The organism is Micromonospora kangleipakensis, from assembly GCF_004217615.1.
GTDB lineage: Bacteria > Actinomycetota > Actinomycetes > Mycobacteriales > Micromonosporaceae > Micromonospora > Micromonospora kangleipakensis.
Window position 1 is genome coordinate 6,778,642 of record NZ_SHLD01000001.1, and the last position, 13,802, is coordinate 6,792,443.

Below are 13,802 nucleotides of genomic sequence, written 5' to 3' on the forward strand. Positions count from 1 at the left end.
GCATCGACGGTCCGCGCCGGGGTACTCGCCGGGCATGCCCACCCTCGCGCCCTCCGCCGCCGAACGCGCGGCCGCCGCCCTGGCCCGCTGGCGGCACGCCCGGCTGCTGCATCCCGCCGGGCGGACCTTCTCCGCCGAGACGATCATCTGGGGTACGTCGGGGCCGCCGACGGGTGTTCCGCTGCTGGACCTGCCCGGCCGTTATCCGGCGACGGTGCGCCTGTCGAAGGGGGTGCCGACGCCGGGGAGCTGGCCGGACGTGCTGGGGCTGGGGGTGCGGCTGCACCGGGATCCGGAGCCGCCGGTGGATCTGCTGGTCTCGTCGAGCGGGGCGGCGCCGGTGCTGCGGCACCTGCCGCTGCCTCGGCGGCGCTTCACCGGGACGTACAGCTCGATCATGTCCTTCCGGGCGGGCCGGCGACGGCTCTTCCTCGCCGCGTTGGCCGACCCGGACTCCCCCGACCTGGGCCGCGGCCTCGCCGAGGTCTCCGCGGCGGCGGCCCGGGCGGACGCGCCGCGACTGGTGCTGGCGGTGGCGTCGGCGGTCGGGCCGTGGCGGCCGTTCGGGCAGGTCTGCCTGGCCGGCCAGCGGGGCGCCCGGGAGGACGCCGCGCTGGCCTTCGACCCGATCGGCAACGTGCCGCCGGGGCTGCGGTCGGTGGGCCCGATCGCGCGGCTGCGCGACCGGACCTACCGGGGTTCCCGCCGGGCCCGCGGCGCGTCCGCTCAGTCCGGCGGCTCGTTCGGCGTCACCGTCTGATCGGAGGTGCGGTGCTCCAGGGTGGTGTCCGGGGCGACGTTCCGGTCCTCCCGGATGTCGGATTCGGTGAGGATGACGTCGGCCTGGGCCTCCGGGTCGTCGCTGCCCGCCGCCGCCTCCTCGGGCAGCAGGTGGGATCGGGACTCGACCCGGTCCTGGTCGTTCTGCTCGTGACTCATGCCGACCCACTTACCCCGCGTCGGGCTCAGCGGAACGGGCCGCGCACCTCGTAGGTGATCCCGCCGGAGGAGGAGCCGGAGGTGCCGCGCTGGGAGGAGAAGTAGAGCCGGCTGCCGTCGGGCGAGAAGGCCGGCCCGGTGATCTCCGACCCGCTCTGCCCGGTCATCCTGAGAAAAGGCGTGACAACGGTGTCCGGCGTGATCAGGTTGATTTCCATGTTTCCGCCGTCCTCGGCCACGTAGAGGTCGCCGTACGCCGAGCCGGTGATGTTGTCGACCCCGGTCAACTGCGCGGCGCCGGAGGTGACGACCGAGTCGTCGTACGTCAGGTCGATCCGCTGGTTCACCGCGTCGTACGCCCAGACCCGGTTGTCGCCCTTCGTGGTGAACCAGCAGGTGCCGTCGGCGTACCAGGCGCCCTCGCCGCCGTTGAACTTCTTCGCCCCGGAGACCTGCTGCCGGGTGTAGGTGGGCGAGCCGTCCGGGTCGGGGACCTTCGCCCAGCTCACCGGGCCGCTGGTGGCGGTGCCGGCGACCAGCACCTCCAGGGTGCCGCTGGACAGGTCGCCCCAGACGGTGGGCCGGAACCGGTAGAAGCAGCCGCTCGTCTCGTCCTCGGTCAGGTAGATGACCTTGCGGTCCGGGTCGGCGGCGGCCGCCTCGTGGGTGAACCGGCCCAGCGCCGGCCGCCGGACCGCCGCCGTCCCGCCCTGCGGGTACGTCTCGTAGACGTAGCCGCGGCTGACCTCCTCGCAGGAGAGCCAGGTCCCCCACGGGGTGGCCCCGCCAGCGCAGTTCCGGTTCGTGTTTCCCAGGATCCGGTACGCGGACGAAATCGTCCCGTCCGCGTTGAAGCGCACCGCGGAAGCCCCACCGGTGGTCGAGATCTCGGAATTCGAGACGTAGATCCAGCCCGTGCCGGCGGTGAAGCAGGCGCCGCCGTCGGGGGCGTCGTGCCAGGCGTACGAGGTGCCGGGCACCACCTGCCGGGAGCGGGCGACGACCCGGCTGGTGAAGCCGGCGGGGAGCTGGATGCCGTTGGCGTCGGCGCTGCCCAGCGGCCCGTACGGCCCGACGCCGGTTTGGGCCGGGGCGACGAGCGCGGCGCCGGCCCAGAGGCTGCCGGAGAAGGCGGCGGCGCAGGCGACGGTGGCGCGCAGGACGACACGTCGGTCCATTCGGAACCTCCACGGGATCGCGTTCGGTGCCGATGAAGCTACCGGTGGTCGCATCGATGGGGGTGAACATGAGACGAGGCTTTCCCGACGAGCCGGTGAGCCCCGCCCGTCCCGTCGGGTACGCTAACGGACGTGACGCGGTCGTATCGATGGTTTAGGCAGCCGGCTGGAGGAGCCGGTGACTTCACCATGATCTGACGTCACTCCTCTTCGAGCCGGCTGGGCAGGGATCGCTTTCCTGCCCTTTTGCGTACGAGCAGCCGGCTCGACCTCGGGCGCCGGCCCCGAGGCACGGTCGGCGGAAGGAACCCCACCGTGACGACCCCGGACGCCCATCGGGTCATCGACCAGCGGATCGACCGTGTCGTGCCGCTGACCACCCCGGCCCTGCTCCACCACCACCTGCCGCTGGACGCGACGCTCGCCGAGGCCGTGCTGGCCGGCCGGCGCGCGGTGGGCAGGGTGCTGGACCGCGCCGACGACCGCCTGCTGGTGGTGGTCGGCCCGTGCTCGGTGCACGACCCGGCCGCCGCCCTCGAGTACGCGGGTCGGCTGCGCGAGGTGGCCGACCGGCTCTCGGACGACCTGCTGGTGGTGATGCGGGTCTACTTCGAGAAGCCGCGCTCGACGGTGGGCTGGAAGGGCCTGATCAACGACCCGGGGCTGGACGGCTCCGGTGACGTCAACACCGGCCTGCGAACCGCCCGCGCGCTCCTGCTCGACGTGCTGCGCCTCGGCCTCCCGGTGGGCTGCGAGTTCCTCGATCCGATCACCCCGCAGTACATCGCCGACACCGTCGCCTGGGGCGCGATCGGCGCGCGGACGGTGGAGAGCCAGGTGCACCGGCAGCTCGCCTCCGGCCTGTCCATGCCGATCGGCATGAAGAACCGCCCCGACGGCAGCATCTCGACGGCGGTGGACGCGATCCGGGCGGCCGGCGTGCCGCACGTCTTCCCCGGCATCGACTTCTCCGGCACTCCGGCGATCATGCACACCCGGGGCAACGCCGACGGCCACCTGGTGCTGCGCGGTGGCGGCGGGCGCCCGAACTACGACGCCGAGTCGGTGGCCGGGGCGCTGGACCTGCTGCGCGCGGCCGGGCTGCCGGAGCGGGTGGTGATCGACGCCAGCCACGCCAACAGCGGCAAGGACCACCGCAACCAGCCGAAGGTGGCGGCGGACGTGGCCGCCCAGCTCGCCGCCGGCCAGCGCGGCATCGTCGGCATCATGCTGGAGAGCTTCCTCCAGCCCGGCCGGCAGGACCTAGACCCCACCCGCGAGCTTGAGTACGGCAAGTCCGTCACCGACGCCTGCCTCGGCTGGGACACCACCGCCCAGGTCCTGACGGACCTCGCCGCCGCCGCCCGCACCCGCCGCGCCACCCTCCCCACCCCCGCCTGACCCCCACCCCTCCCCCTCCCCTCCCTCCCCACCCCACCCAGCCCGGTTGATCATGAAGTTATTGCCGGCCGGCGCGGCGTGTCGCGGCAACAACTTCATGATCAACGCGGGGGACAGGGGGGACAGGGGGACAGGGTGGGGGTGGGTGGGGGTAGAGACAGCGCCGCCCCGGCCGGGGGCCGGGGCGGCGCTGGGTGTCGGTGTGCAGGTCGCCTCTCGGCGAGTGGCACGACGCGGCTCCAGCCGAACGGTATTCCGCGAAGGCAATTTGGGTGAGGCCCGGGGACACTGGACACACCGACGCTCTGCACAACGGCCCGACCGGCCCCGGTGTTCCGGGTCGGTGTGTGTCCGCCATCACCCCGCCCCGCGCCACGACCGGGGACGTTTGACCGATTCGGGCCCGGGTAGCTGATCGGCGTGACCGACGACGCACCCATGACGGACGAGCCGGACACCCGGCAGCTCGACGACCTGCTCGACGACATCTTCCACGGTCAGGAGCGGATCAGTCAGGCGGTCATCTACCGCCGGGCCGTCGCCGCGGAGCTTCCGGCGGCGCTGCTCTCCCGGATCGCCGCCCTCCCCCAGGGCGAGTACGCGGTGGACGAGGCGGCCGACCTGCTCGGCGGAACCGTGGCGTGAGGACCGGCCGGCGACGGACCGGTACGGCGGCGGACCGTGCCGCGCCGAGTACCCGGACGACGGAGAGGACAGTGCGATGACCGACCGCGACGAAGGGCACGAGCACATCGAGGCGCTCGGCCAGCCGCCGAAGGGCCCGGATCCGAACGCGGATCCCGACTTCTCCCGGGAGCACCAGGAGACCGCGGTGGATGACGAGATCATCACCGCCGAGGACGAGGACGAGCGCGAGCCGGAGGCGTCACGCGGTTGGGCCGGCGAGGACCACGGGACGACCCCCACCTGATCCCGGACGAGCGGAAGGGGCCGGCGCGGACGCCGGCCCCTTCGTCGTATCCGGGTCACATCTCGTCGTCGTCCCCGCCCTCGGCCGCCTGCTGGGCGACCGCGTAGCCCATCTGGAGGAAGTCGGAGGCGGCCACGGCGGTGAGCGCGGTGGCGACCAGCCGGGTGAGCCGGGGGGCCAGGACCAGACCGCCGGTGAGCCCGGTGGCCACCCACACCGCCAGGCAGAACGGGCAGCTCAGCAGCTCGCCGATGGCGTGCCGGGTGGGGCTGCCCCGGTCGCGGACCTGCTCCATCACCTCGCCGCTGCCGATCGGGTGGTCGTAGCGGGTGAACGGGGCGCGCAGCGGGCTGGTGACCGCGTCCTTGGAGAGCAGCCGGCTGAGCTTGTGGGTGGCGATCGAGAGCAGCACCACGTCGGCCGGGGCGGGATGCTCCGGCACCGGCCGCCCGGTCGCCCGGACCACGCCGGCCAGGGCCGCGGTGACGGTGGCGTAGGTGCCCATCGCGACCAGGTACCCGCCCAGTGGCCGGTGCTCGTCCGGCGCGTACGCCTGGCGCAGCCGCGCCACCTTCCTCCTCAGGCCACTGGTGGTCACCCGGTATCCTCGGTTCGTCACTGGGCCGACTCAGCCGGCGGTCAGGTTGTCGGCCACCTCGCGGGCGAGGTTGGCCAGAGTCTCGTCGGCCAGCCCGTCGGTGTCCCCGCCGGCCAGGTCCAGCCGGACCCGGGCGCCGCCGGCGTCGGCCGGTTCGACCTGGATCTCGGCCGACCACCCGGGCGCGGAGTCGCTGCACCACCGGGCCCGCAGCTGCGCGGCGCTGACCACCTCCGGGCGGCGGTCACCGTCCTGACGCAGCGGCTCGGGCAGCCAGGCCGCCGCGCGGTCAGGGTCGGTTGCCGTGTTGAAGACCACCTCGGGCGGCGCGGACATGCCGCGCTCGGCGTGGGCCGCCATCAGACGTCCCGCAGCCGGCTCGGGTCGACCTCGCGGCCCGGGTGCCGGGCGAGGTACTCGGTCTCCAGCTCGGCGGTGCGGCGCAGGTGGTTGGCGAGCGCGGAGTCGGCCGCGTGTCGCAGGGTGTCCAGCCGGGTGCGGTGCAGGCTCTGCATCTCCCGGATCAGGTCCTCGTCGCCGAGCTCTGAGGGGTCCACCCCGAGCAGCTCGCCGTCGACGTCGACGCTGGTCGCGTCCCTGACGTGGTCGCCGTCCCACTCCGGCATCCGCTGCTCCGGGCTGGCGTCACCGGTCCGGCGTACTGATTCGGTCATCGTCGCCCCTCGTCTCGTTCGGGCTGGCGTCTAGACGGATGCCCAGCCGGCGTGCCACCAAACCCCACCAGCTACGACACCGCGTCGGAGATGGCGGGTGGCCCCGGTACGCTCGAGGGCATGAAGCGGCTCTGGACACCGGCGTGGATCGCCCGCCACGTGGCCATGGTCGTGCTGGTCGTGGGCTTTCTCTGCCTCGGCTGGTGGCAGGTCACCCGGGCCGCCTCCGGCAACACGCTCAGCTTCGGGTACGCGATCGAGTGGCCGGTCTTCGCCGGCTTCGTGGTCTTCGTCTGGTGGCGTGAGGTGCGACACACGCTGCGCGGCACGCGTACCGAGCGGCCGACCCCGGCGCCGTCGGCGACCGCCGGCTCCGAGCCCGCCGCCGCCACCGCGGGGGTACGCCGGCCGGTGCGGGTCAGCCGGGTGCCGGTGCCCGGCGACGGGGTCCAGGACGGCGACCTCGCCGAGTACAACCGCTACCTGTCATGGTTGAACGCCAACCCGGACGCGAAGCCCGGTGACTATCCCGGCTGAGGCCGGTGCGGAAGGACGGACGACGGTGGGCGGAGCCCTTACCCGGTACCGCGTGATCGCCTGGATCGTGGGCGTGGCGCTGGTGGTGCTGGTCCTGGTCGGCATGCCGCTGAAGTACGGCTTCGACAACCCGAGCGTGGTGGCGGTGGTGGGCACCGCGCACGGCTGGCTGTACATGCTCTACCTGGCCGCCACCTTCGACCTGTCCCGCCGGGTCGACTGGCCGCCGAAGCGGATGCTGCTGGTGATGCTCGCCGGCACGGTGCCGTTCGTGTCGTTCTACGCGGAGCGCCGGGTCAGCCACTGGCTGACCGCCGAGCGGCCCCGGACGCCGGAGCCGGTCGCCGGCTGACCACCGGGCCGGGGGTCGGCGGCCGGCCCGGCGGTCAGCGGTTGGCGCGTGGCGGTCAGCGGTTCGGCCGCCACGGGTCGGCGGCGGCGAGCGGCTCCCCCCACCCGCCGTGGCGGGCGCCCTCGCGGGCCCGCTGCAGCGCGCGGGTGACCTGACCGAACTGCCGCTCGTCGTCGCTGCTGAAGAGGAGCACCTCGGTGCCGCGGTACCGGCCCCACAGCTCGTACGCGGGCGGCCGCCAGCGGTCGCCGAGCAGCACCAGCGCCAGGGGCAGCAGGCCGACCGTCCCCAACGTCAGGTACGCCCCGGCGGTGAGCCGCTGCAGTCCGCCGGTGAAGCCGAGCAGCACCCCGACGCCGCCGATCATGGCGGCGGTGACGACGACGGCGCGGACCGCGAGCCGGTCGTGCGGGCCGCGACCGGTCCGGAGCTGGGTCAGTTCGGCGACCGGCCAGCTGTTCCGGCCGACGGTGAAGCGCTCACCGGTGACGACGATGCCGGGTCGCGCGTAGAGCAGGGTCGCGGCCGCGCCGGTCGCCTTCGGCGAGCGGGGCGGGTGGGTGGCGGAGCCATCGGTCTGCACGGCGTCCTCCCAGGGCTCGCGCGCCGGGCTGTCTGCGCCGCCGGTGAGCTGGCGCCGATGCCGTCCGACGGGATTCCCGGCTCCGCGCTTCATTGTGTTGCGGTCGCGCCAGCCGGACCGGCGGTTTTCGGCGCCCGCGGGCGGCTGCGGCGGCCGGCTATGCCGACAAACCAAATCCATTTCGGTGTTTGTCAGGATTTTGCGGAACGCTGTCTGACGACATCCGCCCAGAACGACGAATCACGCGAACCGCCCGGAGCGCGCGGACCGGGACGGGGCCGCGACGGCCGGCCGGCAAAGTGGTCACGAAGCGTAGTCCGCCCCAGCGGCACTTCCGGTCACTTTGCCAACATTCGCCCCTGCTTCAACTGCGAGTGACTCCCGTCCCGGGTTAGGTTGTCCGAGCCGGACCGGTCGACCGCCATCCACCCGGATGGCCCCGGGCCGGTGTCGCCGGGAGGGAAAGCCGGCCCGGCGACCGTGGGAGAGGAGCTTTCCGCTCTTGTCGTCCTTACGGATCCTGCTGCGTTCGCTGGCGGTCGCCGGCCTCTCGGCCGCCCTGATCGCCCCGGCGTCGGTGGCTCGGGCCGAGCCCACCCCCGCCGAGCTGACGAAGCAGATCGAGAAGTCCTCGACTGAGCTGGAGCGAATCGTCGAGTCCTACAACAAGCTCAACGAGGAGATCAAGGCCAACAAGGCCACCGCGGCCGCTCTGCAGGCCAAGATCGGCCCGTTGCAGGCACAGGCCGAGCGGAGCCGCGCCGACGTCGGCCAGATCGCGGTCGTCGCGTACAAGACCGGTGGGTTGCGGACGGCGCAGACCCTGCTGGACCGGGGCACGGTCAGCTCGCTGCCGGACCGGCTGGGCACCCTGGACCAGCTCACCCGGCAGCGTCAGGCGACCATCGCCGGCTTCACCGCCAACCAGCGCAAGCTGATCGACGAGAAGACCCGGCTGGACGCCACCCTGGCCCGGGAGGCCGCCCAGGCGAAGCAGCTCACCGCGGGCAAGAAGAAGATCCAGGCCGACCTGGACCGCCTCTACGAGCTGCGCCGGCAGGCGTACGGGCGGGCCACCGAGGCGCCCACCAGGTCGACCTCCGCCGGGAGCGCGCCGGCGATCTCCGGCTCGGCCGGGGTGGCCGTGCGGTACGCGTACGGGGCGATCGGCAAGCCGTACGTCTGGGGGGCCGACGGCCCCGACGGGTACGACTGCTCCGGCCTGACGCTGGCCTCGTGGCGGGCGGCCGGTAAGTCCTTGCCGCACAACGCGGCGATGCAGTGGGACGCCACCTCGCGTATCAGCCGCGGCTCGCTGCAACCGGGTGACCTGGTCTTCTACTCCGGGCTGGGGCACGTGGCGCTCTACGTCGGCAGCGGTCAGGTGATCGACGCGCCGAGCGCGGGCCGCAACGTCCTCAAGCGGGACATGGACATGATGACCATCGCCGGGTACGGCCGGGTGCGCTGACCCTGGAGACGGCGAACGGCCGGCGTCCCCCTATCGGACGCCGGCCGTTCGTCTGCTCAATTGCTACCAGCTCAGGCCGCCTGCAGCCCCTCGGCCCGGGCCAGCTCACGGAGCCGGCCGAGGGCCTGGATCTCCAGCTGGCGGATCCGCTCCCGGGAGAGCGAGAAGCGCGACGCCACCTCGGTCAGCGAGTGCTCCCGGCCGTCCTCCAGGCCGTAGCGCGCCCGCATGATGCCGGCCGAGCGGTCGTCGAGGTGGTTGAGCAGACCCTCGATCCGCTGCCGCTCCAGGCCGGTGAGGACGATGTCCTCCGGCGACGGGGCGTCGCTGTCGGCGACCAGGTCGCCGAGGTTGGTGTCGCCGTCGTCGCCCACCGGGGTGTCCAGCGAGACGGTGTCCTGCGACCAGCGGACCAGCTCGTTGACCCGCTCGACGGTGACCCCGAGGGACGCCGCGATCTGCTCCGGCTCCGGGTCGCCACCCAGCTCACGGGTGAGCTGACGGGCCACGTTGCGCATCCGGTTGACGTCCTCCACCAGGTGCACGGGCAGCCGCACGGTGCGCTCCTGCTGGGCGATCGCCCGGCTGATCGCCTGGCGGATCCACCAGGTGGCGTAGGTGGAGAACTTGTAGCCCCGCTCGTAGTCGAACTTCTCGACCGCCCGGACCAGGCCGGTGTTGCCCTCCTGGATCAGGTCCAGCATGGGCATCCCGGACCGCACGTAGCGTCGGGCGATCGACACGACCAGTCGCAGGTTCGCGCGGATGAAGAGGTCCTTCGCCCGCTCGCCCTCGACGACCAGCCGCTCCAGGTCCTCCCGGTCGACGCCGTCCGGTACGCGGTCCTCCCCGAGCAGATGCTCGGCGTAGAGGCCGGCCTCGATCGCCTTGGAGAGGTCGACCTCCTTGGCGGCGTCCAGCAGCGGCGTACGGGAGATCTCGTGCAGGTAGACGCCGACCAGGTCGCGCTCCTCGGCAACCTCGTCGGTTCGCATGCCGATCTTCTTGTCCACGGTGCCCACGGTCCCCTCGCTCGCGCCGGTTGCCCGGTTCCTTGCCATACCCACGTCCATCAGCCCCTCCCCCGCAACTTCCGCTGTGCCCACCGGTGCTGACACCTACACAACAGATGAGACGTGTCGGGGATTCCATGTCGTGAGTCGAAAGTGTCACGAATGCCTGAGTGGTAGCTGAGAGCCCGGTCCATGTTTGCTGTCAGGACCCCGGTCGGTCGGCTCGCCCGCCGCCCCGGGAACGAAGCGACGGATCAGCGGAATCGTCGTGCCCCCACGGAATCGCACCATTGCGAATTCCATGAACACAGCGACCCGCGTCACCGCCTCAATGCGATCCTGGTCACTGCCAGATACGCGTCGGTGGACCGGTCGGTTCAGCCACGGGTGAGGATTACCCCACCCCTCGATGAACAATCCGCAGCGCGAAAGACGTCCCGTACGCGGCGTGACGCGCGTCGCAGTGGGGCGGGCGGGGCGGTGCGCCGGGGGACGGCGCGGCGCCCGGGTCAGGAGGCGAGCAGGTCCAGCGCGTCGCGCACCTGGTCGGCGGAGCGGGCCAGGGCGGCCCGGGCGGCGGAGACCTCGGCGCCGGAGACGAGGGAGACGAGAGCGGTCTTCAGGTCGCCGTCGGCCTCGTTCAGCGCCTGCCGGCAGATCTCCTCGGCGCAGCCGGTGGCCTCCATCAGGATCGAGATCATCCGGCCGCGCAGCTTGGCGTTGGTGGCCACCATGTCGATCATCAGGTTGGAGTAGACCCGGCCGAGTCGCACCATCACGGCGGTGGAGAACGTGTTGAGCACCAACTTCTGCGCGGTGCCCGCCTTCATCCGGGTCGACCCGGTGACGACCTCCGGTCCGGTGTCCACGCCGATGAAGACGTCCACCGACGAGGCGGCCTCGGCCTCCGGATTGGCGCAGAGCAGCACGGTCGCGGCCCCCTGGGCCCGGGACGTGGCGAGCGCCCCGAGGACGTACGGGGTGCGCCCGCTGGCGGCCAGTCCGACCACCAGGTCGCCGGGGCGTACGCACTCGGCGGCCTCGGCCGCGCCGGCCCGTTCGTCGTCCTCGGCGTCCTCGACGGCACGCCACATCGCCTCGGGGCCGCCGGCCAGGTGGGAGCAGAACCAGTGCCGCGGCGAGTTGAAGGTGGGGGCCAGCTCGGCCGCGTCCAGCACGCCCAGCCGCCCGGAGGTGCCGGCGCCGAAGTAGTGCACCCGGTGCCCACCCCGCAGCGCCGCGACCGCCAGGTCGACGGTCTCCGCGATCTCGTCGAGGACGGCGGCCACCGCGGCCGGGACCCGCCGGTCCGCGTCGTTGATGACGGTGAGCACGTCCCGGGTCGACATCAGGTCCAGGTCGACGCTGTGCGGGTTGCGCCGCTCGGTCGGCGCGCCGACGCGCACCACCGGCCGGACCGCGACCAACTCGTCCCGCTCCACCCGCCCGGCGGTCATCCGCGCCTCCGCGTCGAGCCCACCCGGTGCGACTGGACCGCCTCGGCGGTCGCCTCCAGGGCCTTCTTCGCCCTGGCCCGGTTCCGCGCCGCCACCCCGACGAAGAGGCAGTCGACGACGGTGAGCTGGGCCAGCCGGCTGGCCATCGCGCCGGAGCGGTAGGTGGTCTCCCGGGCCGCGGTGGTGAGCACGAAGTCGGCCACCTCGGTGATCGGCGACCGGGGGAAGTTCGTCAGCGCCACCGTGGTGGCGCCGCGCGCCCGCGCCTGCTCCAGCACCTCGATCACGTCGGAGGTGGTGCCGGTGTGCGAGATGCCGACCGCGACGTCGCCCCGGCCGAGCAGGGCCGCCGAGGTGAGCGCGGTGTGCACGTCCGGGAAGTAGAAGGCGGTCCGGCCGATGCGGTGCAGCTTCTGCTGGAAGTCGGAGGCGACGAAGCCGCTGGCGCCGGCGCCGTACACGTCGATCCGGCCGGCCCCGCCGATCGCCTCGACGACCTGCTCGCAGACGGCCGGGTCGAGCTGCTCGGCGGTCTCCTCGACGGCCCGCGCGTCGTTGAACGCGATGGTCGCGATGATCTGCGCGAGGTCGGCGCCGGGCGGGATGTCACCGCCGACCACCCGGGCGTCCGGCGGCTCGATCCGGCGGGCCGCCTCGGCGGCGAGCCGGATCCGCAGCTGGGGGTAGCCGTCCATGCCGACCGACCGGCAGAACCGGATGACGGTCGCCTCGGAGGTCGCGGCGGCGGTGGCGAGGTCGGTGATGGTGCGCCGGGCGGCGTCCGCCGGGTCGGCGACGACCAGCCGGGCGACCCGCTGTTCGGCCGGGGACAGCGAGGGGAGCAGGCCACTGATGTGGACGATCAGTCCACCTGGCTCGTGACTCGCAGAAATCTTCGGACTCTTCGCCACGGATGAAACTTACTTTCATGAGGCGTGAGCGTCAACCATCACCGCCCGTATCCCGAAAAATACGCCCTCCGCGCCGGTCCCTCGCGGCAAGGGTGCCATTCCCCCAGCCCGGCCGCCTCATCCGGTAAGGCCGACTCGGCCGTGCCGGCCGGCCCGCCGACTGGCCGTCGTCCCCGTCCGGCCGACCGGACGGCCAGCCCGGCCCGCCGGTCGGCGGGGTGCCACGGCGACCCGGCGCAGGTCGGCGGGGAGGCGATCCGCCGGCGGAGGCGCGGACCGTCGAAACCCCCGCCCTGGGCCCCGGCCGGGCGCCGCCGGCAGCTAGCGTGTGCCCATGGCGGAGCGCAGTGTGCTGGTCACCGGAGGCACGGGCGGGCTGGGCGGGGCGGTCACCGCCGCCTTCCTCCGGGCCGGCTGGCGGGTGGTCGTACCCGAGCGGGAGGGCGCGGCGACGGAGCCGGCCGGGTCCGGACCGGTCCGGGTCACCGCGGACCTGCTCGAACCCGCCGGGGTCGCCCGGGCCGTCGAGCTGGCCACGGCCGACCCCGACGCGCCGCTGCGCGCGGTGGTCAACCTCGTCGGCGGGTACGCCAGCGGCGGGCTGGTGCACGAGACCCCGGTCGAGGAGTTCGACCGGATGCTCCGGATCAACCTCCGCCCGACGTACCTGGTCACCCAGGCGGCGCTGCCGCACCTGGTCGCGGCCGGCGGCGGCGCGGTGGTCTGCGTCTCGGCCCGGGCCGCGGTGGCGCCCTTCCCCGGCGCGGCGGGCTACGCCACCGCCAAGGCCGCCGTGCTCGCCTTCGCCAACGCGGTGGCGGTCGAGTACCGGCCGCGCGGGGTCCGGTGCAACACGGTGCTGCCCAGCGTGATCGACACCCCGGCGAACCGCGCCGCCCAGCCGGACGCCGACCACCGGCGCTGGGTCTCCCCCGCGGAGATCGCCGCGGTGATCCGCTTCCTGGCCTCCGACGAGTCGGCGCCGACCAGCGGCGCCAGCATCCCGGTCTACGGCCGGGCCTGAGCCGCCACCGGACCGGCCGGCTCCGCACCGCCCGTGGGCGGGCCGGCGGGCGGCGGCGTGTCGGCCGACGAGCCCGCCGGCAGCCACTCGGTGAGGTGGGCCCGGATCCGGCGGGAGACCTCGTCCGGTGAACCGCCCGCGTCCACCACCACGAAGCTCGGATACTCGGGCAGCGTCCGGTACGCGGTCGCGGCGGCGGTGAGCCAGCGCATGCTCTCGTGGTCGGTGCCGCGCCGCTCGATCCGCCGGTACGCCTCGGCCGGGTCCACGGCGAGCAGGAAGGTCACCCGCGGGGCCGGGAAGAGCCGGTAGCCGGCCCGGGCCAGCCGTTCCCACCGCTGACCGCCGTGCGCCCGGATGCTCGCGTACTGGCAGGCGGAGTAGCGGTCCATCACCGCGGTCCGGCCGGTGACCAGGCAGCTCAGCAGGGCGAGGGCGATAGCGAGCCAGCGGAGCGCGGACTCGGCCGCGAGCAGCCCGTTCCGCCCGACGAGCCGCTGGGCGTCCGGGCGCCCGAGCCGGTGGGCGAGCCGGCCGAGCCACCGCCGGCCGCCGGCGTTGCGATGGTAGGTGGCCGGGTGACCGGCCGCGCTGAGCGCCTCGGCGAGCCGGTGCGCCTGGGTGGTCTTGCCCGAGCCATCGATGCCGATCAGGGCGACGGTACGCAGTCGGGGCCCGCCGCGCCACGCCCGCACTGATCTCACCACCTTCCCCACGCTATCCGACCCGCGCT

18 protein-coding genes are annotated in these 13,802 nt (G+C 73.5%); 8 read left to right on the forward strand and 10 right to left on the reverse strand.

The window, feature by feature from the left end; all coding sequences use genetic code 11:
* The first annotated feature begins 34 nt into the window (after positions 1-34).
* Positions 35-760 (forward strand): phosphodiesterase, encoded by a 726-nt coding sequence (locus EV384_RS32270; protein WP_130339364.1) that lies wholly within the window; start codon positions 35-37, stop codon positions 758-760.
* On the opposite strand, the gene EV384_RS32275 is transcribed toward EV384_RS32270, so the two are convergent.
* Positions 727-939, reverse strand: a complete 213-nt coding sequence (locus EV384_RS32275) for a hypothetical protein (protein ID WP_130339366.1) — start codon at positions 937-939, stop codon at positions 727-729. The two genes, EV384_RS32270 and EV384_RS32275, sit on opposite strands and share 34 nt — an antisense overlap.
* Positions 940-965: 26 nt before the next feature.
* Complete coding sequence (locus EV384_RS32280) at positions 966-2,117, reverse strand: alkaline phosphatase PhoX (RefSeq protein ID WP_130339368.1); 1,152 nt, start codon at positions 2,115-2,117, stop codon at positions 966-968.
* Positions 2,118-2,432: 315 nt separating this feature from the next.
* Between EV384_RS32280 and EV384_RS32285 the strand changes: the two genes are divergently transcribed.
* The 3 genes from EV384_RS32285 to EV384_RS32295 all read left to right on the forward strand — a co-directional run bounded on the left by EV384_RS32285 (position 2,433) and on the right by EV384_RS32295 (position 4,449).
* Positions 2,433-3,518 carry a 3-deoxy-7-phosphoheptulonate synthase gene (locus EV384_RS32285; protein WP_130339370.1) on the forward strand — a complete coding sequence of 362 codons (1,086 nt, stop codon included), beginning with the start codon at positions 2,433-2,435 and terminating at the stop codon, positions 3,516-3,518.
* Positions 3,519-3,938: 420 nt separating this feature from the next.
* A complete protein-coding gene (locus tag EV384_RS32290; protein WP_130339372.1) occupies positions 3,939-4,163 on the forward strand; it encodes a hypothetical protein in 225 nt (74 codons plus the stop codon).
* Between the two features lie 76 nt (positions 4,164-4,239).
* Entirely contained in the window at positions 4,240-4,449 is a 210-nt protein-coding gene (locus EV384_RS32295; RefSeq protein ID WP_130339374.1) for a hypothetical protein, read from the forward strand.
* Between the two features lie 55 nt (positions 4,450-4,504).
* Here EV384_RS32295 and EV384_RS32300 read toward each other — a convergent pair whose 3' ends face one another.
* From EV384_RS32300 to EV384_RS32310, 3 genes are read right to left on the reverse strand one after another with little or no spacing between them, the layout of a single operon-like run.
* Positions 4,505-5,047: a DUF1360 domain-containing protein gene (locus tag EV384_RS32300; protein WP_130339376.1), complete on the reverse strand. Its 543-nt coding sequence runs from the start codon at positions 5,045-5,047 to the stop codon at positions 4,505-4,507.
* Between the two features lie 30 nt (positions 5,048-5,077).
* The gene (locus tag EV384_RS32305) at positions 5,078-5,407 is read right to left on the reverse strand and encodes a hypothetical protein (protein WP_130339378.1); all 330 of its coding nucleotides are present in this window, start codon (positions 5,405-5,407) and stop codon (positions 5,078-5,080) included.
* Positions 5,407-5,721, reverse strand: a complete 315-nt coding sequence (locus EV384_RS32310) for a DUF6158 family protein (RefSeq protein ID WP_130339380.1) — start codon at positions 5,719-5,721, stop codon at positions 5,407-5,409. Before EV384_RS32310 ends, EV384_RS32305 begins: the two co-directional genes overlap by 1 nt.
* A 120-nt stretch (positions 5,722-5,841) precedes the next feature.
* Between EV384_RS32310 and EV384_RS32315 the strand changes: the two genes are divergently transcribed.
* Entirely contained in the window at positions 5,842-6,258 is a 417-nt protein-coding gene (locus EV384_RS32315) for a hypothetical protein (RefSeq protein WP_207232524.1), read from the forward strand.
* 25 nt (positions 6,259-6,283) lie between these two features.
* Entirely contained in the window at positions 6,284-6,610 is a 327-nt protein-coding gene (locus EV384_RS32320) for a DUF3817 domain-containing protein (RefSeq protein ID WP_130339382.1), read from the forward strand.
* A 55-nt stretch (positions 6,611-6,665) separates the two neighbouring features.
* On the opposite strand, the gene EV384_RS32325 is transcribed toward EV384_RS32320, so the two are convergent.
* Positions 6,666-7,193: a DUF6232 family protein gene (locus tag EV384_RS32325; protein WP_130339384.1), complete on the reverse strand. Its 528-nt coding sequence runs from the start codon at positions 7,191-7,193 to the stop codon at positions 6,666-6,668.
* Between the two features lie 502 nt (positions 7,194-7,695).
* Between EV384_RS32325 and EV384_RS32330 the strand changes: the two genes are divergently transcribed.
* The gene (locus tag EV384_RS32330; protein WP_130339386.1) at positions 7,696-8,664 is read left to right on the forward strand and encodes a C40 family peptidase; all 969 of its coding nucleotides are present in this window, start codon (positions 7,696-7,698) and stop codon (positions 8,662-8,664) included.
* A gap of 71 nt (positions 8,665-8,735) precedes the next feature.
* Here the strand turns inward: EV384_RS32330 and EV384_RS32335 are convergent, their stop codons facing one another.
* The 3 genes from EV384_RS32335 to EV384_RS32345 all read right to left on the reverse strand — a co-directional run bounded on the left by EV384_RS32335 (position 8,736) and on the right by EV384_RS32345 (position 12,045).
* Positions 8,736-9,725, reverse strand: a complete 990-nt coding sequence (locus EV384_RS32335; RefSeq protein ID WP_207232525.1) for a sigma-70 family RNA polymerase sigma factor — start codon at positions 9,723-9,725, stop codon at positions 8,736-8,738.
* Between the two features lie 461 nt (positions 9,726-10,186).
* A complete protein-coding gene (gene murQ / locus EV384_RS32340) occupies positions 10,187-11,134 on the reverse strand; it encodes an N-acetylmuramic acid 6-phosphate etherase (protein ID WP_130339390.1) in 948 nt (315 codons plus the stop codon).
* Positions 11,131-12,045 carry a MurR/RpiR family transcriptional regulator gene (locus EV384_RS32345; RefSeq protein ID WP_130339392.1) on the reverse strand — a complete coding sequence of 305 codons (915 nt, stop codon included), beginning with the start codon at positions 12,043-12,045 and terminating at the stop codon, positions 11,131-11,133. The genes murQ and EV384_RS32345 overlap by 4 nt, the downstream gene beginning before the upstream one ends.
* A gap of 334 nt (positions 12,046-12,379) precedes the next feature.
* Between EV384_RS32345 and EV384_RS32350 the strand changes: the two genes are divergently transcribed.
* On the forward strand, positions 12,380-13,069 hold the full coding sequence (locus tag EV384_RS32350) for an SDR family oxidoreductase (RefSeq protein WP_130339394.1): 690 nt from the start codon (positions 12,380-12,382) through the stop codon (positions 13,067-13,069).
* Here EV384_RS32350 and EV384_RS32355 read toward each other — a convergent pair.
* Positions 13,054-13,776 carry a dTMP kinase gene (locus tag EV384_RS32355; RefSeq protein ID WP_130339396.1) on the reverse strand — a complete coding sequence of 241 codons (723 nt, stop codon included), beginning with the start codon at positions 13,774-13,776 and terminating at the stop codon, positions 13,054-13,056. The genes EV384_RS32350 and EV384_RS32355 overlap by 16 nt on opposite strands.
* Positions 13,777-13,802: the final 26 nt, after the last annotated feature.

What these genes read in the sequence shown, in the direction of transcription:
- EV384_RS32270 (WP_130339364.1), top strand. Translation starts at nt 35, where the DNA reads ATGCCCACCCTCGCGCCCTCCGCCGCCGAACGCGCGGCCGCCGCCCTG.
- EV384_RS32275 (WP_130339366.1), bottom strand. Translation starts at nt 939, where the DNA reads ATGAGTCACGAGCAGAACGACCAGGACCGGGTCGAGTCCCGATCCCAC.
- EV384_RS32280 (WP_130339368.1), bottom strand. Translation starts at nt 2,117, where the DNA reads ATGGACCGACGTGTCGTCCTGCGCGCCACCGTCGCCTGCGCCGCCGCC.
- EV384_RS32295 (WP_130339374.1), top strand. Translation starts at nt 4,240, where the DNA reads ATGACCGACCGCGACGAAGGGCACGAGCACATCGAGGCGCTCGGCCAG.
- EV384_RS32305 (WP_130339378.1), bottom strand. Translation starts at nt 5,407, where the DNA reads ATGGCGGCCCACGCCGAGCGCGGCATGTCCGCGCCGCCCGAGGTGGTC.
- EV384_RS32310 (WP_130339380.1), bottom strand. Translation starts at nt 5,721, where the DNA reads ATGACCGAATCAGTACGCCGGACCGGTGACGCCAGCCCGGAGCAGCGG.
- EV384_RS32315 (WP_207232524.1), top strand. Translation starts at nt 5,842, where the DNA reads ATGAAGCGGCTCTGGACACCGGCGTGGATCGCCCGCCACGTGGCCATG.
- EV384_RS32335 (WP_207232525.1), bottom strand. Translation starts at nt 9,725, where the DNA reads ATGGCAAGGAACCGGGCAACCGGCGCGAGCGAGGGGACCGTGGGCACC.
- murQ (WP_130339390.1), bottom strand. Translation starts at nt 11,134, where the DNA reads ATGACCGCCGGGCGGGTGGAGCGGGACGAGTTGGTCGCGGTCCGGCCG.
- EV384_RS32350 (WP_130339394.1), top strand. Translation starts at nt 12,380, where the DNA reads ATGGCGGAGCGCAGTGTGCTGGTCACCGGAGGCACGGGCGGGCTGGGC.